The organism is Bacillus sp. A015 (assembly GCF_053851875.1).
In genome coordinates this window covers 290,687-308,127 of record NZ_JBSPZB010000002.1, presented here as the reverse complement: position 1 = coordinate 308,127, position 17,441 = coordinate 290,687, and the positions used below count along the sequence as shown (strand labels likewise).

The following is a 17,441-nucleotide window of genomic DNA, read 5'->3' as shown; positions in this document are numbered from 1 at the left end:
ATAACAACATTCGCATTCAAACGAAACTAAACAACCAATCACCGATAAACTATCGGCAATTGGCTGTATAAAGGTGTTTTGATCCCTGTCTCAAAAACGGGGGTCAGTCCCGTAAAAGGGGGCTTTTTTTGCGTAAACGATGAACAGGCTGTTTTACGGGATTCATTAGCATGATATGAACCGCTGAGGAATAGGATGATATAGAGACTTTCTCATCAGTCTCACCATCTTTCAGTTTGATCTTATACACATGAGGTGGGAAGGGGTTCTTATTGAATGGGAAAAAGAAAAAATCGACTTAAAGCATGGCTGACAAGAACACTTGAAATCCCTCCGGACGTGATGATGGATCTTCCCCGTATTACGATGGTTGGCAGACTCCATATTTACATAGAGAACCATAAAGGGCTTTTACTTTTCAGTGATCAAGAGGTAAGGCTTATGCTCAAACAAGGACAATGCATTATTTCAGGTAAAGACTTTGTGATTAAAACGATTTTGCCAGAAGAGATCTTATTAGAAGGGAAAATCGATGAGGTCCGTTACATTGATTCTTAACTGACGGAGGGGAGAAGCGTGAAAAATAAATGGTTTGCCTATTTTATTGGCAGAGTGGAAGTGGAGATCAAAGGAAACGGCATTGAGCGGCTCATGAATGAGTGCACGAGACAGGGGATCACAATTTTTCAAGTGAGCCGCCGTCAAGACAGCGTGCGCTTATTTATTCGCTTATCAGATGTACATGCCTTTAGAAAATTGCGTAGACATCATAAGGTGAAATGTTCATTTCATCAAAAGAAGGGTTTTCCATTTCTTCTTATGTGGTCAAGGAAGAATATTGGGTTCACCCTTGGGGTTGTTTTCTTTCTGGTGACGATATTCGCTCTTTCAAACATGGTGTGGAAAATTGATATCACAGGTGCAAACCCAGAGACAGAGCATCAGATGAGAAAGCATTTAGACGACATTGGGGTACAAAAAGGCCGTTTTCAGTTTCTTATGGGGACACCTGAAAAAATTCAAAAATCCCTGACAACCAATATTAAAAGCATTACATGGGTCGGCGTTGAATTAAACGGTACGACGTTTCAAATGAAAGTTGTGGAAAAAAATGAGCCTGAACAAGAGAAATATACGAGTCCTCAGCACATCGTTGCCAAGAAAAAGGCAGTCATCACGAGGATGTATGTAGAAAAAGGAGAGCCCCTTGCCGCGGTCGATGAACATGTGAAAAAAGGGCAGATGCTCGTCTCAGGACTAATTGGCAGCGAAGATCAACAAAAAACGGTAGGAGCCAAAGCGAAAATCTATGGTGAAACATGGTATCGTTCTGAAGTTTCTGTCCCTCTTCGAACATCTTTTGACGTCTTTACGGGTAAAATGAAGACAAAGCACAAGCTCTCCGCATTTGGAGGTTCACTGCCATTTTGGGGATTTTCCTTTAAAAAAGATGATTTTGAGCAGCCAAAAACAGAAACAGAAGTACATCCACTTCATTTCTTAAACTTTCAGCTGCCATTCTCCTATGAAAAGGAAATCACACGTGAAAGTGAAAAAATCAATCGAGAATACACAAATAAAGAAGCAGTTCAAGCAGGGATTAAAATGGGTAAAAAAGAATTAGAAGAGAAGCTAGGTCAAACAGGTGAGGTGAAAAGTGAAAAAGTTTTGCACGAGACAACAGGGAATGGTAAAGTTAAGTTAATCATCCTTTACCAAGTAATAGAAGATATTGTTCAACCAACACCTATTGTTCAGGGAGACTAGAGAATGACAGAACATTTACTTGAGATTCAACAAAAATTGGATAGTCCAAACGAAGCCATCGCTTTATTTGGCAATCAAGATGCTTATCTGAAACTGATGGAAAACGAGCTGAATGTCTCCATTATTACGCGTGGAGAGAAAGTGTATGTTTCTGGTCAGGAAGCATCAAGAGATACAGTGAGTCAGTTGATTACATCTCTCTTACATCTCATCCGTAAAGGAATCGAGATTTCTGAACGGGATGTCGTCTATGCCATTAAAATGGCGCAAAAAAACAAGCTGAATTATTTTGAAAATATGTATGAAGATGAAATTACGAAAAATGCCAAAGGAAAGTCGATCAGGGTGAAAACGATCGGCCAGCGCGAATATGCTGCGGCGATGAAGAAAGATGACTTGGTCTTTGGGATTGGGCCTGCTGGTACAGGTAAAACGTATTTGGCAGTCGTTAATGCGGTACATGCTCTGAAAAATGGACATGTGAAACGGATTATCCTGACAAGACCAGCCGTTGAAGCAGGAGAGAGTCTCGGCTTTTTGCCAGGCGATCTAAAGGAAAAAGTAGATCCTTATTTAAGACCACTATATGATGCCTTGCATGATGTGCTTGGGAGTGATCATACGGAACGTTTAATTGAGCGCGGTGTCATTGAAATAGCACCTCTCGCCTATATGAGAGGGCGGACGCTCGACGATGCATTTGTGATTTTAGATGAAGCGCAGAATACAACGCCAGCCCAAATGAAAATGTTTTTGACGAGACTAGGGTTTGGCTCTAAAATGGTCATTACAGGAGATATTACACAAATTGATCTGCCAAAGGGCATGCAGTCAGGCCTTGCGGCTGCAAAGGATATGCTTGCAGAGATCAAGGGCATCTCATTCATTGAATTAGACCAGACTGATGTGGTCAGACACCCGCTTGTGGCGAAGATCATTGGCGCATACGAAAAGCAAAAATGAACTGAGTGACCCGATCGTCTTCATCGGGTCATTTTGTTTCGATCGTGGTTTAAAGTAAAAAAGGAGGTACTTTCCTTGAGAAAGAATCAGAAAGGCAGTAAGCGCAAAAGACTGCTGTCTAAAAAAGAACCTCAGAAAATGGAGCGCTCACGTTATTTAAACGTTTTGCTATACGCTGGTTTAGCAGCCATTCTGTTCGTGGTGCTCTTCTTCCATGTAAAGCCTGAATCGCTCGACTTAGATTTGTTTTCAGTGAGCGAACAGACCATCTATTCTCCGTCAACCGTCGATGATCAAGAAGCGACAGAAGAAAAGAAGCAAGAAGCAACGGATCAAGTAGAAGATCAGTATACGCTCAAAAAAGCGTATTCTGACAATCGTGTTGACCTCATCTCATCCCTCTTTGAAGCCATTAAAGAAGAGAAGAAAGCCGCTGATGAAAAAGAGAACCCGCCAACAGATCAAGAAATGGTCAAGCGTGTAAAAGAAAAACTCACAACAGATATGCAGGAAGCTGTTTCAGATCAATCCATCAAAGCACTGCTCCAAGCAAGTGACGAAAATCTCTCTTTTACTAAGGATTCCATCATCACAGTGGTGAATTCACTGATGAGTAAAGAAATCACAGCAGCTAAGTTACAAGATGAGAAAAAACAAGTGAAAACAGAGCTTGAAAACAATTCGATTCCTTCAAAATATTTAAATGCAGCGAAAGAAATCGGTGAATTTGCGATTATTCCAAACTATGTATTTGACCCAGTGGCAACAGAGAAGAAAAGACAAGAAGCAGCTGATAATATTCAGCCGGTTCAAATCAAGCAAGGGCAAATTTTAGTGGAAGAAGGGGAACTCATCGACCGTGAAGTTTATCGCAAATTAGAACTGACCGGCCTGTTAAACAGCTCAAATTTGTTTAAGCCTGTAAGCGGTCTTATGATATTGATCGGTCTTTTCTTAGCAGCGATTATTCACTCATTAGAAACGAGGAAAAAATCGCTTGTCCATAAGAATAAATCGTTACTGCTTTACTCGCTTATTTTCACCATTATTTTAATCATCATGGAAGTGTTCAGTCTCTTCCAGGAAACGAAATACACGACGATAGGCTATGTCGTGCCAGTTGCGCTTGGGACGATGCTGATCAAGCTGCTGATCAATGAGCGGTTAGCGATCTTCTCTGGCCTTGTATTTGCCCTTTGCGGCAGTATGATGTTTAATCAAGGAGTAACCGGCGTCTTTAACTATGTTATCTGTGCTTATTATCTCATTAGCGGGATGGCGGGGATTTTGTTTTTGAGAAAACATAACGCGAGATCGAAAATTTTGCAGGCAGGGCTTTTGGTGGCGTTGACGAATGTTCTTGTGGTTTTATCAATAACGCTGATCCAAAATTCCTCTCCGTCAGGACTTGAAATCGGTGTGAACCTCATGATGGCGATTGTGTCAGGGTTTGCATCAGCTATTTTGGTTATTGGGTTAATGCCTGTCTTTGAAAGCATGTTTGGCATTCTTTCGACAATGAAGCTGATTGAATTATCTAATCCAAATCATCCGCTGCTCAAAAAGATTTTAACAGAGACACCAGGTACATATCATCATAGTGTCATGGTGGCGAATTTAGCGGATGCTGCTTGTGAAGCAGTCGGCGCAAACGGGCTTTTAGCGAGGGTCGGCGCTTATTATCATGACATTGGGAAAACGAAAAGACCGCAATACTTTATTGAAAACCAAATGAACATTGATAATCCGCATGACAAGCTTTCCCCACAGCTGAGTAAAAATATTATTATTGCCCATACGACAGATGGTGCTGATATGCTGAGAGAAAAGAAGTTTCCTGAAGAGCTTGTCGATATTGCAGAACAGCACCACGGGAAATCGCTTTTAAAGTTCTTCTACTACAAAGCAAAAGAACGTGATGATCAGGTGACAGAAGAAGAATTTCGTTATCCTGGTCCAAAACCGCAATCAAAAGAAGCGGCGATTATTTCTGTGGCTGACAGCGTTGAAGCTGCGGTTCGGTCAATGCATAATCCAAATCCAGAGCGGATTGAAAAACTTGTCAAAGGTATTATTGCAGATAAAATGCAGGACGGGCAATTTAGTGAATGTGATCTGACATTTAAAGAATTAAATATTATTAGCCAAACGATTTGTACAACATTAAAGGGGATTTTCCATTCTCGGATTGAATATCCAGATGCCCCGAAGCAGAAGGTGAAGTAAATGACATTGTTAATCGATTTAATAGATGAAACAGGACAAGTATCAAAAGAGCATCTTGAAGAAATGGAAAAGCTTCTTCAATTTGCTGCGGATGCCCTTGAGGTAAAAGATCAAGCGGAAGTATCAGTGTCGATCGTCTCGAATGAAGAAATTCATCAAATCAACAAAGAATACAGGGGAAAGGACGCGCCAACAGATGTGATCTCCTTTGCACTTGAGGAAGAAGGAGAAGGTGAGATTGAGATCATTGGCGCGGGTGACATCCCGCCGGTACTCGGTGACATTATCATTAGTGTTGATCGAACGAAAGAGCAGGCAGAAGAATATGGACATTCCTTTATGAGAGAGCTTGGATTCTTAACGATTCATGGTTTCCTTCATTTACTTGGTTATGATCATATGACAGAGGAAGATGAAAAAGAAATGTTCGCCAAACAGACAAAAATATTGGATGATTATGGCCTTTCGAGATCATCGTAAGAAACGAAAGCCGCTTGCTCGTTTTTTTCGGAGTTTTTATTATGCATTTAGAGGAATCTGGCGAACCTTCTTGAATGAACGGAATTTTCGATTTCACACAGTCGCAGCCATCATCGTGATGATCTGCGGCTTTTGGTTTCACATTGAACCGGTCGAATGGATGATCGTGCTGCTTTTATGCGGCGGGATGTTTGCGCTTGAACTTGTCAACACAGCCATTGAACATACAGTGGATCTTATGACGGAAGAAAACCACCCGCTTGCAGAAAGAGCAAAGGACGCTGCAGCAGGCGCTGTTTGCGTTTACGCCGCGATTTCGGTTATGATTGGGTTGATGATCTTCCTGCCGAAGATCATGCAATAGAACAATATTACTATTTATTAACATTTTTAGAAATGGGCGTGAAAATGTCACGTGAATTATGTAAAATATAAATGTGACAGCGGTACCATTTCTTCTGAAAGTGGGAACTAGGAATGAACAAACAAGAGTTGATTTCAGAAGCAATCAAAGCAAGAGATTTTGCATATGTACCCTATTCAAAATTCAAAGTCGGTGCAGCATTATTGTCGAATGATGGAAAAGTGTATGGCGGCTGCAACATTGAAAATGCAGCATATGGCATGTGTAATTGTGCGGAAAGAACAGCACTTTTTAAAGCTTATTCAGAAGGCATCACATCTTTTCAAATGCTTGCAGTAGTGGCTGATACAGATCGACCTGTTTCACCGTGCGGCGCATGCAGACAGGTCATTTCAGAGCTATGTGCACCTGATATGCCAGTGATCCTAACAAACTTAAAAGGACATATATACGAAACAACAGTAAACGAACTATTGCCAGGGGCATTTTCACCGGAGGATTTAAATGACTAACGACAGCTTCAAATCAGGATTTGTATCAATTATTGGAAGACCAAATGTAGGGAAATCAACCTTTCTTAATCGTGTTATTGGACAAAAAATTGCCATTATGAGTGATAAGCCCCAAACGACGCGAAACAAAGTTCAAGGTGTCTTGACAACCAACACGTCACAAACGATTTTTATCGATACACCAGGAATTCATAAACCTAAGCATAAGCTAGGTGATTTTATGATGAGGGTGGCTCAAAATACACTGAAGGAAGTCGACCTGATCTTGTTTATGATCAACGCAAAGGAAGGCTATGGCAAAGGTGATGAATTTATCATTGAACGACTAAAGCAAACATCTACACCGGTGTTCCTTGTCGTCAATAAAATTGATCAAATTCACCCAGATGAACTGTTCCTTTTAATTGATGAATACCGCACACGTTATCCGTTTAAGGAAATTGTGCCAATTTCAGCTCTTGAGGGCAACAACATTGATACGCTTCTTCAGCAAATTGAAGGTTATCTTCCAGAGGGCCCTCAATTTTATCCAGCAGATCAAGTAACAGATCATCCAGAGCGGTTTATTATTTCTGAATTAATTCGTGAAAAAGTGCTGCATTTAACGAGAGAAGAGATTCCTCACAGTATTGCGGTTGCGATCGAATCTATTAAGCCAGATGAAAATGGCAAGATCCATGTTGCGGCGACCATTGTCGTAGAACGTGATTCACAAAAAGGGATCGTCATTGGTAAACGAGGCAGCTTGTTAAAAGAAGTGGGACAAAAAGCCCGCAGAGATATTGAAGCACTTCTAGGCTCAAAAGTATACCTGGAGCTTTGGGTAAAAGTTCAGAAGGACTGGCGTAATAAATCGACTCACTTGCGTGACTTCGGATTTAGAGAAGACGAATATTAAAAATCGCTGCATTTGTCATTAAATCTGACAATGGTGCGGTTCGATTAGTAAAAATTGTTTATCATGAAATGGAGGTAGCCTGGTCAAGATAAAATTAATATGTTGGATGTAGCGTTGCTGCTTCTAATAAAGAAAGGTGGGGTTTTTATGTTGAATTTTACATGGAACGTATTTTCACAAACAGGAAGCGTTGACACGTATCTGCTTTTCAAAGAGTTAGAAAAGGAGAACCTGGAAAGACCCGATGTACTTGAAGAAGAAATAGCACGATTTGATTTTCCAATCTTATAATTCTTGACCCCCTCCAACGCTCGGAGTGTAGACAAATGCTCATTAAAAGTGAAGGAATCGTCCTTAGAACAACAGATTATGGCGAAACAAACAAAATTGTCACGCTGCTCACTAGAGAGCATGGGAAAATTGGTGTGATGGCAAGAGGCGCTAAAAAATCAAACAGCCGCCTGTCAGCCATAAGCCAGCCGTTTTTATACGGAACCTTCCTTATCCAATCATCAACAGGACTTGGAACGCTCCAGCAAGGTGAAATGATCGAAAGCATGCGGGCCATCCGGGAAGATTTATTTCTGACTGCATATGCCGCATATATGACAGAATTACTCGATAAAGGAACGGAGGAAAAGAAGCCAAACCCTTATTTGTTTGAGCTCCTTCTTCAATCTTTACGTCATCTCAATGAAGGCACAGATGCTGATATTATTTTATTTATTGTAGAGGTCAAAATGTTATCAGTGATGGGGATGAAGCCTGAACTGGATCAATGTGTACACTGCGGTCAAAAAGAAGGGCAGTTCCATTTCTCGATTAGAGATAACGGATTTATTTGCCAAAATTGCTTTTCTAAAGATCCATATAAACTGCCCTTATCCCCAGCAGCTGCAAGACTGCTTCGTTTGTTTCATTATTTTGATTTATCTAGGCTTGGTCAAGTTGACGTGAAACCGCAGACTAAACAAGAAATTCGCCAAGTGCTGGATCACTACTATGACGAGTATTCAGGCCTTTATTTAAAATCAAAAAAATTCATGAATCAGATGGAATCCATGAAAAAGCTAATGGGTGACGAAAACAAAAGTTGACATCTCCCATGACTTTTTGTAAGATCATCTAAGATAAAATATGTTGCATTGACAGAAAGAAGTACTTACGTATAATCCATAAAAGCGACCTTAGGGCGGTGTGAGCTAAGGATGGAGGCGTAACGAAAGGCATTCTTGAGCAACGTAAAACAAAGCGGCTGGGTGCTACGACACCAGCAAATAGGGTGGAACCGCGGGAAAAACTCTCGTCCCTATGTTTGCAAGGAACCTTGTGAGCATAGAGACGGGAGTTTTTGTGTTCTCTTATGAGGTTCTAGTCCCCACCCGCCATACATAGCGGTGGTGTAGAAAAGACGGAGGTGCGATCATTGAATATTCAAGACATGATTTTGACGTTGCAGAAGCATTGGTCAAATGAAGGCTGCGTATTAATGCAGGCGTATGACACAGAAAAAGGTGCTGGAACGATGAGTCCATACACGTTCCTGCGAAGCATCGGACCAGAGCCGTGGAAGGTAGCGTATGTAGAGCCTTCTAGACGCCCGGCTGATGGCAGATATGGAGAAAACCCAAATAGATTGTATCAGCATCATCAATTTCAAGTGATCATTAAGCCATCACCTGACAATATTCAAGAACTGTATCTTGAATCATTGAAGGCACTTGGCATCGACCCGTTGAAACATGATATTCGTTTTGTTGAAGACAACTGGGAAAATCCATCTCTTGGCTGTGCAGGGCTCGGCTGGGAAGTCTGGCTTGATGGAATGGAAATTACGCAATTTACGTATTTTCAGCAAGTCGGCGGCTTAGAATGTAAGCCGGTTTCTGTTGAAATCACATACGGTATTGAACGTCTTGCCTCTTACATCCAAGACAAAGAAAATGTCTTTGACCTTGAATGGACAGACGGATTTACTGTAAGAGATTTATTCTTAATGGCTGAATATGAGCACTCTGTTTATACATTCGAAACATCTAATACTGACATGCTGTTCGATTTATTTACAACCTATGAGAAAGAAGCGCATAGCCAAATGGACAAAGGACTTGTTCACCCGGCATACGATTATGTACTCAAATGTTCTCATACGTTTAACTTGCTCGACGCAAAGGGCGCTATATCTGTCACTGAGCGAACCGGCTATATTGGAAGAGTACGTCAGTTAGCGCGAAAAGTGGCTAAAACGTATTACGAAGAACGAGAAAAACTTGGATTCCCTATGTTAAAAGAGGAGGCGGCTTCTCATGAATAAACAAGATGTATTACTCGAAATCGGCTTAGAAGAGATGCCGGCTCGTTTCATGCCAGAGAGCACAAAGCAGCTAGGTGAGAAAGTAAAAGCTTGGTTTGAAACGCAAAATATTTCATTCGAAGATGTTGTCTTATTCAATTCACCAAGACGTCTTGCTGTGCTCGTCAAAGGTGTCGCAGAAAAACAAGAAGACATCAAAGAAGAAGCAAAAGGCCCAGCTAAAAAGATTGCGCAAGACGCTGAAGGCAATTGGACAAAAGCGGCTGAGGGCTTTGCCTGCGGACAAGGCGCTTCAACAGAGGATCTCTATTTCAAAGAGATCAAAGGTGTGGATTATGTCCATGTCCAAAAGTTCCAAGAAGGAAAGCAAGTCAAAGATCTTCTCCCAGCGCTAGGTGAGATTGCCGCTTCATTAAGCTTTCCAAAGAACATGAGATGGGGAAGCGAAGATTTACGCTATATCCGTCCGATTAAATGGATTGTTTGCTTATTTGGGCAAGAGATCGTACCCGTTGAAATTGCAGGCGTGAAAAGTGGCCGGGAGACAAGAGGACATCGCTTCCTCGGTACGACAGCCAGCATTGACTCACCTGCTTCTTATGAGCAAACATTACACGATCAATTTGTCATTGCAGATGCAGGTAAAAGAAAGCAATGGATTACTGAGCAGCTAAATGCTCTTTCTTCAGAAAAAGGCTGGGTCATTCCAGTTGATCCTGAACTTCTAGAGGAAGTCAACGATCTTGTTGAATACCCAACAGTGTTGTTTGGTTCCTTTGAAGAAGAGTTCCTTGCATTGCCGGAAGAAGTATTGGTCACGACAATGAAAGAGCATCAGCGCTATTTCCCTGTGAAAAATGAGCAAGGAGAATTGCTGCCTCATTTTATTACGGTTAGAAACGGAAACAGTGAGGCGCTGGAAAATGTCGCAAGAGGAAACGAAAAAGTACTTCGTGCGCGTTTATCAGATGCTGCATTCTTCTATAAAGAAGACGAAAAACTAGTCATTGAAGACAATATAAAAAAGCTTGATAAGGTTGTATTCCATGAGAAGCTTGGAACAATTGGTGACAAGCTGAAGAGAGTGACAGATATTGCGACCCGCCTAGCAGCGCATGCCGGCGCAGATGACGAAACAACAAAACGTGTCGCAAGAGCAGCAAGTATTTCTAAGTTTGACCTTGTGACTCAAATGGTCTATGAATTCCCAGAATTACAAGGAATCATGGGTGAGAAATATGCAAAAGCACTTGGCGAACACGAAGAAGTCGCAAAGAGCATAAACGAACACTACATGCCGCGTTTTGCCGGTGACAAGGCGCCTTCGACTCTGATTGGTGCGATTGTCGCAGTAGCAGATAAACTAGATTCTATTTGTTCGTTCTTTTCAATTGATGTGATTCCAACGGGTTCTCAAGATCCTTATGGACTCAGAAGACAAGCGAGCGGTATCGTTCAAATCCTGCTCGACCGTCATTGGAATATTTCATTTAAAGAGCTGTTAGCACTTACTCAAGTAGAGACAGAACATGAAGCTGCTCTGATTGAGTTTTTGACGCAGCGTTTAAAATATGTCCTCCAAGCAGAGCATATTCGTCATGATGTGGCCGATGCAGTGCTTGATGTTGAAAATATTGAGCCTTATGCGGTCGTGAAAAAAGCAGCTGTTCTTGAAGAGAGCGTGAAACAAGAAAGCTTCAAAGAAACGGCTGAGGCACTTGGCCGCGTCATTTCAATCAGTAAAAAAGGGGAAGATGTAGAGATTCAGCCTGCACTGTTTGAAAATGAGCACGAGCAAAAGCTATTTGAGGCGTATCAGCAAGTAGAGAAAGCTGTTAAGGGACATGTGGCAGCAGGAGAATACAACTTAGCTCTTGAGGCGTTAAATACCTTAAAAGCGCCGATTGTTCATTATTTCGATCACACAATGGTTCATGCGGATGATGAAAAACTGAAGCAAAATCGTTTGGCACAGATGGTCAAGCTAGCCAAAGTCATTCAATCATTTGCGAATATGAACAATTTAATTGTAAAATAAATACCTAAGAACGGTTGCCTTTTCCGAAGGGCAATCGTTTTTTACTCATTTAATTCACGGTTTTTGAGCGGATTTTTGTTTCATTCGGACAAAGATGCGCTATAATATGATGAGTTATGAAAATGATATACATAAAGTAAAGATTCGCTCTCTCTATTTAAAGGTGGTGAGTACAATCGAGTTAAATAAACGGCAAGAGCAGATTTTACAGATTGTCAAAGAGAATGGTCCGATCACTGGAGAGCATATCGCCGATCGGCTGAACTTAACAAGGGCTACCCTCAGACCGGATTTAGCCATTTTAACAATGTCTGGCTTTTTAGAAGCAAGGCCAAGGGTCGGCTACTTTTTTACAGGAAAAACAGGCACGCAGCTTCTGGCAGATAAGCTGAAAAAACTCCAAGTGAAAGATTTCCAATCCATTCCAGTGGTGATACATGAGAATGTTTCGGTTTATGATGCGATTTGTACGATGTTTTTAGAGGATGTGGGCACATTATTCGTTGTGGACGATCACTCTATTTTAACAGGCGTGTTATCAAGAAAAGACCTCCTTCGAGCAAGTATTGGAAAACAAGAGCTTCCATCTATACCTGTCCATATTATTATGACAAGAATGCCGAACATCACCGTTTGCCGCAAGGAAGATTTCATTATGGATGTGGCCAAGCACTTGATTGAAAAGCAAATAGACGCACTTCCTGTCATAAAAGATACGGATAAAGGCTTTGAAGTTGTCGGCAGAATTACGAAAACAAACATGACGAAAATACTTGTTAGCTTATCGGAGAATGAAATTATCTAATTACAGAAGACTGCGAGGGGATGTTATGAGTAATCGCGTAATTTTTGTTGTATCAGATTCAGTAGGAGAAACGGCAGAGCTCGTGGTCAAAGCGGCACTTAGCCAATTTGATGGCGGTTCATCAGACCATTCAAATATTAGAAGAATCCCATATGTTGAGGATATCGGTACGATTAAAGAAGTCATTTCACTGGCGAAAGCAGATAACGGGATCGTCTGCTTTACTCTCGTTGTGCCAGAAATGCGTCAATTTTTAATAGAAGAGGCAGAAGCAAACGGAGTCGTTTACTATGACATCATCGGTCCACTTATTGATAAAATGGAGACCGCATATGGAAATGAAGCGAAACATGAGCCGGGTCGTGTACGTCAATTAGATGAGGACTATTTTAAAAAGGTAGAAGCCATTGAGTTCGCTGTAAAGTATGATGATGGCAGAGATCCAAGAGGCATTCTAAAGGCTGATATTGTATTGATTGGTGTATCACGCACGTCGAAGACACCGCTTTCTCAATATTTGGCGCATAAGCGGCTGAAGGTAGCGAACGTTCCGATTGTTCCTGAAGTAGATCCGCCAGAGGAGTTATTTTCAGTTGATCCAAAGAAATGCATTGGCCTGAAAATTAGTCCAGACAAACTCAATCATATTCGTAAAGAACGTTTAAAATCTCTAGGTTTAAATGATCGAGCAATTTATGCGAACATCGAGCGGATTAAAGAGGAACTAGAGTATTTTGAAAAAGTGGTTGACCGAATTAACTGTCAAGTTGTCGATGTATCGAATAAAGCAGTTGAGGAAACGGCGAATGTCATTCATCAAATGCTGACCAAAAGAGGTTCCGAATAAACTCAGGATGCTCCTCCTGGGTTTTTCCTATGGTGGGAAACGGGTAAACAAAAACAATAGCATATTTGCTGCATTTGTATTATAATAAAAAATTGTGATAAAATGATTGATTTTAGGTTTAAGTTAAGTCAAGAACGAATAAACTAATATTGGCAGAAGTCAAGTGATTCTGAACATAACTTTTCGACAAAATGAGTTTTACTGTTGATTGCTTTATGGGGGAAAAGTATGGTCTTTTTGCTTCTTTAAAGCAGGAATAAGGTGGAGGGATGGAGAATTAGTCACCTGAATGAACGTAAAAGAGAGAGGACGATTTATGTCGATGCAGATGCTTGTCCTGTAAAAGACGAAATCCTTTCTGTCGCATCTCAGTTTCAAGTACCTGTGACTTTCATTGCTTCATATGAGCATTTTCAAACCAAAAGATCACCACTTGAAGATTGGCGGTTTGTAGATACACATAAGGAAGCAGCGGATTTAGTCATTGCGAACTCAGCTGCCGCACATGATATTGTCGTCACCCAAGATATTGGTCTTGCCTCCTTACTGCTTCCAAGACATGTCATTGTTCTGTCTGAAAGAGGACGGAAGTACACAAACGAAACAATTGATTTTGATTTGGAACGCAGGCATGTTTCCAGCAAACAGCGAAGAAAAGGTATATACGGAAAAGGTCCCAAAAAGCTTTTGGAAGAGGATAAAAAGCGATTTATTACGCAACTACAAAAAATCCTGTCGAATCATGAAGGATTTTTGAATTAAAAGGCGAATAATGTACGACGGAGTGTTATTAGGATGAGCAAACGTATACCAGATGAACTTTTGGAGCAGATCCAAAAAAACGCAGACATTGTCGAAGTGATTGGAGAATACGTACAGCTTAGAAAACAAGGTCGAAATTACTTCGGTCTTTGTCCATTCCATGGTGAAAATACTCCTTCATTCTCTGTTTCAGCAGATAAGCAAATCTTCCATTGTTTTGGCTGTGGTGCTGGAGGTAATGTGTTTTCGTTCCTCAGACAAATGGAAGGCTACTCATTTATTGAAGCCGTTTCACATGTTGCTGATAAGTACCATATTGATTTGCCTGATCATGTAGCGAATGCTCAGATCAGTTCCTCTCAGCAAGAGGATACAGCAAATCATAAAATGATTGAGGCACATGAGCTTCTTAAGAAATTTTACCACCATTTGCTGGTAAATACAAAGGAAGGTCAAAACGCACTCGATTATTTACGGTCCAGAGGCTTTACGGATGAAACAATTGCCAAGTTTGAGATCGGGTATGCTCTTGACTCTTGGGATTTCATGACCAAGTTTTTAGAAAAACGAGGGTTTGATCCTATGATGATGGAGAAAGCTGGTCTTTTGATTCAACGAGAAAACGGCACAGGCTTTTTTGATCGTTTTAGGGATCGTGTCATGTTTCCAATTCATGATCATCACGGGACGGTCGTCGCTTTTTCCGGAAGATCACTTGGTAATCAGCAGCCTAAGTATATGAATAGTCCTGAAACGCCACTTTTTCATAAAAGTAAGCTGCTCTATCACTTTCATGACGCGCGTATGCATATTAGAAAACGCGAACGGGCGGTCCTTTTCGAAGGATTTGCTGACGTCATCTCAGCTGTCACATCTGGTGTTGGCGAAAGTGTTGCAACAATGGGTACGTCTTTAACAGAAGAGCACGTTAAACTTCTCAGACGGAACGTAGAAGAGATCATCCTCTGTTATGACTCTGACACAGCCGGATATGAAGCAACCATGAAAGCGTCAGATTTGCTTGGAAAAAGAGGATGTAAAGTTCGCGTTGCCATGATACCAGATGGACTCGATCCAGATGATTACATTCGTAAATATGGCGGCGAGAAATTTAGGAATGACATCATAGATGCAAGTGTGACATTAATGACATTTAAGATGAATTTTTTCCGAAGAGGAAAGAATTTATCAGACGAAGGAGACCGTCTTGCTTATATGAAGCAAGTTCTCCGAGAAATCAGCCGGTTAAACGGCTCCTTGGAACAAGAGATTTACATGAAACAGCTTGCTGGAGAGTTCTCGATCTCACTTGACTCATTAAAGGAACAACTGGAGCTGTTTGAAAAGCAGCAGCGGCAAGAAGCCAAAAGCACGCAAGAAGAAAGCGGGCTTGAAAAACGGCGTGCACATTTGTCAACACAGGTGAGAAGAAAGCGTCTACGGCCGGCATATGAAAATGCAGAGAGAATGCTGCTTGCTCATATGTTAAAAAGCGATGACGTGATCCGCAAAGTGCTTGACAGAGTAGGGATTGAATTTAATATAGATACGCACAGGGCGCTGGCAACGTACATTTATGCATTGTATGAAGAAGGCAAAGAACCGACGCCGCAGCACCTGATGAACCGGTTGGAAGATGATGTGATAAGTCAGCTTCTGACGGATATATTAATGATTCAAGTTGGAGACGAACTAAGTGAAGCTGAATTAAGTGATTATGTAAAAAAAGTGTTGAATCATCGGAATTTGTCAATGATAAAGGAAAAAGAACTAGAACGTGCAGAGGCGGAGAGGCAAAAAGATTTCTTCAAAGCGGCAACACTTGCAAAAGAAATTATTCAGTTGAACCGTTCGCTGAAGTAATACGTCTAATATTTATGACAAGACTTACGGCTGGCAATGAATCCTTTAGGGGAGGAGCATAAGACCGCAAGCATCTTGCCTTCATCATTATTTATTTTATTCCTATTTGCTCATCTGTTTGATAGAGAGAAAAGCAGAGCGGATGCAAATCGCAAGTTACTTTAGAATTCGTTGCAAGCTTTGGAAGGAGGGATCCATAATGGCTGATAAACAAGCCCACGAAACCGAAACTGAATTAACCTTTGAACAGGTGAGAGATAAGCTCACTGAAACGGGTAAAAAACGGGGCGTTTTAACATACGAAGAAATTGCAGAGCGTATGTCTAGCTTTGAAATTGAATCAGACCAAATGGATGAATACTATGAATACTTAGGCGAACAGGGTGTAGAGCTCATCAGTGAAAATGAAGAGACAGAAGACCCAAATGTTCAGCAGTTGGCTAAAGCAGAAGAGGAATTTGACCTGAATGATTTAAGCGTACCACCAGGTGTCAAAATTAATGATCCTGTTCGTATGTACTTAAAAGAAATCGGACGCGTCAATTTGTTATCTGCTAAAGAAGAAATTACGTATGCTCAAAAGATCGAAGAAGGCGATGAGGAATCAAAAAGAAGATTAGCGGAAGCGAACCTTCGTCTCGTTGTCAGTATTGCGAAACGCTACGTCGGTCGTGGTATGCTTTTCCTTGACTTGATTCAAGAAGGAAACATGGGGCTCATGAAGGCAGTTGAGAAGTTTGATTACCGTAAAGGATACAAATTCTCAACATATGCGACTTGGTGGATTAGACAGGCGATCACGCGTGCCATTGCCGATCAGGCGAGAACAATCCGTATTCCAGTTCATATGGTGGAAACCATTAATAAATTGATCCGTGTTCAAAGACAGCTTCTGCAAGACCTAGGCAGAGAACCAACGCCAGAGGAAATTGCTGAAGACATGGATTTAACCCCAGAAAAGGTAAGAGAAATTCTTAAAATTGCACAAGAGCCTGTCTCTTTAGAAACACCTATTGGTGAAGAAGATGACTCGCATCTTGGTGATTTTATTGAAGACCAAGAGGCGACGTCTCCATCTGACCATGCTGCATACGAATTGTTAAAAGAGCAGCTTGAAGATGTATTAGACACGCTAACGGACCGTGAAGAAAATGTGCTGAGACTACGTTTCGGACTAGATGACGGAAGAACACGCACGTTAGAAGAGGTTGGAAAGGTGTTTGGCGTAACAAGAGAGCGTATCCGCCAAATTGAAGCGAAAGCTCTTCGTAAATTAAGACACCCAAGCAGAAGTAAACGATTAAAAGACTTCTTAGAATAGAAACCGGACGGATCTTGAAAGAGATCCGTTCTTTCTTCATCAAAATGAAAACGCTTTTTTCAATCTGATTATATTTTACTGAATAACAAATGAATTTGCAACGTTCTTAGAGAAAAGATGTATAAAAAATACATCAAAATGTGCTGAAGGCTTCATTTCTCATCATGATTCATTTTTGTCTAATCTGTGAACTTGACCAAAGTTTTGTATCATAATTCGTTTACTTTTTGTAAAATTAAAGTAGAATTAGAATTGTTTGCATAGTCTCAAAGGGGTTTTTC

17 protein-coding genes and 1 other annotated feature are annotated in these 17,441 nt (G+C 41.1%); all 17 genes read left to right on the top strand.

Going from position 1 to position 17,441, the window contains the following annotated elements; genetic code table 11:
• Positions 1-276: 276 nt before the first annotated feature.
• Entirely contained in the window at positions 277-558 is a 282-nt protein-coding gene (gene yqfC / locus ACSLGF_RS03260) for a sporulation protein YqfC (protein ID WP_012010618.1), read from the top strand.
• Positions 559-576: 18 nt separating this feature from the next.
• Entirely contained in the window at positions 577-1,767 is a 1,191-nt protein-coding gene (yqfD, locus tag ACSLGF_RS03255) for a sporulation protein YqfD (RefSeq protein WP_456002498.1), read from the top strand.
• Between the two features lie 3 nt (positions 1,768-1,770).
• Positions 1,771-2,730, top strand: coding sequence for a PhoH family protein (locus ACSLGF_RS03250; RefSeq protein ID WP_034319485.1), 960 nt, complete (start codon positions 1,771-1,773; stop codon positions 2,728-2,730).
• A gap of 114 nt (positions 2,731-2,844) precedes the next feature.
• On the top strand, positions 2,845-4,956 hold the full coding sequence (locus ACSLGF_RS03245) for an HD family phosphohydrolase (protein WP_456002524.1): 2,112 nt from the start codon (positions 2,845-2,847) through the stop codon (positions 4,954-4,956).
• Positions 4,957-5,436: an rRNA maturation RNase YbeY gene (ybeY, locus tag ACSLGF_RS03240; protein ID WP_099726608.1), complete on the top strand. Its 480-nt coding sequence runs from the start codon at positions 4,957-4,959 to the stop codon at positions 5,434-5,436.
• Positions 5,414-5,800 carry a diacylglycerol kinase family protein gene (locus ACSLGF_RS03235; RefSeq protein WP_456002495.1) on the top strand — a complete coding sequence of 129 codons (387 nt, stop codon included), beginning with the start codon at positions 5,414-5,416 and terminating at the stop codon, positions 5,798-5,800. Before ybeY ends, ACSLGF_RS03235 begins: the two co-directional genes overlap by 23 nt.
• 113 nt (positions 5,801-5,913) lie before the next feature.
• Positions 5,914-6,312, top strand: a complete 399-nt coding sequence (locus ACSLGF_RS03230) for a cytidine deaminase (protein ID WP_008356263.1) — start codon at positions 5,914-5,916, stop codon at positions 6,310-6,312.
• Positions 6,305-7,210 carry a GTPase Era gene (era, locus tag ACSLGF_RS03225; RefSeq protein ID WP_456002492.1) on the top strand — a complete coding sequence of 302 codons (906 nt, stop codon included), beginning with the start codon at positions 6,305-6,307 and terminating at the stop codon, positions 7,208-7,210. Before ACSLGF_RS03230 ends, era begins: the two co-directional genes overlap by 8 nt.
• Positions 7,211-7,357: 147 nt before the next feature.
• Entirely contained in the window at positions 7,358-7,501 is a 144-nt protein-coding gene (locus ACSLGF_RS03220) for a YqzL family protein (RefSeq protein WP_003217288.1), read from the top strand.
• A 35-nt stretch (positions 7,502-7,536) separates the two neighbouring features.
• Positions 7,537-8,307: a DNA repair protein RecO gene (recO, locus tag ACSLGF_RS03215; RefSeq protein WP_060697377.1), complete on the top strand. Its 771-nt coding sequence runs from the start codon at positions 7,537-7,539 to the stop codon at positions 8,305-8,307.
• A gap of 39 nt (positions 8,308-8,346) precedes the next feature.
• Positions 8,347-8,524: a binding site (T-box leader), on the top strand.
• Between the two features lie 112 nt (positions 8,525-8,636).
• Positions 8,637-9,524, top strand: coding sequence for a glycine--tRNA ligase subunit alpha (glyQ, locus tag ACSLGF_RS03210; RefSeq protein WP_003217487.1), 888 nt, complete (start codon positions 8,637-8,639; stop codon positions 9,522-9,524).
• Positions 9,517-11,562: a glycine--tRNA ligase subunit beta gene (gene glyS, locus ACSLGF_RS03205; RefSeq protein ID WP_456002488.1), complete on the top strand. Its 2,046-nt coding sequence runs from the start codon at positions 9,517-9,519 to the stop codon at positions 11,560-11,562. Before glyQ ends, glyS begins: the two co-directional genes overlap by 8 nt.
• A gap of 166 nt (positions 11,563-11,728) precedes the next feature.
• Positions 11,729-12,367 (top strand): helix-turn-helix transcriptional regulator, encoded by a 639-nt coding sequence (locus ACSLGF_RS03200; protein WP_024423017.1) that lies wholly within the window; start codon positions 11,729-11,731, stop codon positions 12,365-12,367.
• A 25-nt stretch (positions 12,368-12,392) separates the two neighbouring features.
• On the top strand, positions 12,393-13,214 hold the full coding sequence (locus tag ACSLGF_RS03195; RefSeq protein ID WP_099726612.1) for a pyruvate, water dikinase regulatory protein: 822 nt from the start codon (positions 12,393-12,395) through the stop codon (positions 13,212-13,214).
• A gap of 261 nt (positions 13,215-13,475) precedes the next feature.
• Positions 13,476-13,976, top strand: a complete 501-nt coding sequence (locus tag ACSLGF_RS03190) for a YaiI/YqxD family protein (RefSeq protein WP_456002485.1) — start codon at positions 13,476-13,478, stop codon at positions 13,974-13,976.
• A 33-nt stretch (positions 13,977-14,009) separates the two neighbouring features.
• On the top strand, positions 14,010-15,839 hold the full coding sequence (dnaG, locus tag ACSLGF_RS03185; RefSeq protein ID WP_099726614.1) for a DNA primase: 1,830 nt from the start codon (positions 14,010-14,012) through the stop codon (positions 15,837-15,839).
• A 199-nt stretch (positions 15,840-16,038) separates the two neighbouring features.
• On the top strand, positions 16,039-17,160 hold the full coding sequence (gene rpoD / locus ACSLGF_RS03180) for an RNA polymerase sigma factor RpoD (RefSeq protein ID WP_008342392.1): 1,122 nt from the start codon (positions 16,039-16,041) through the stop codon (positions 17,158-17,160).
• Positions 17,161-17,441: the final 281 nt, after the last annotated feature.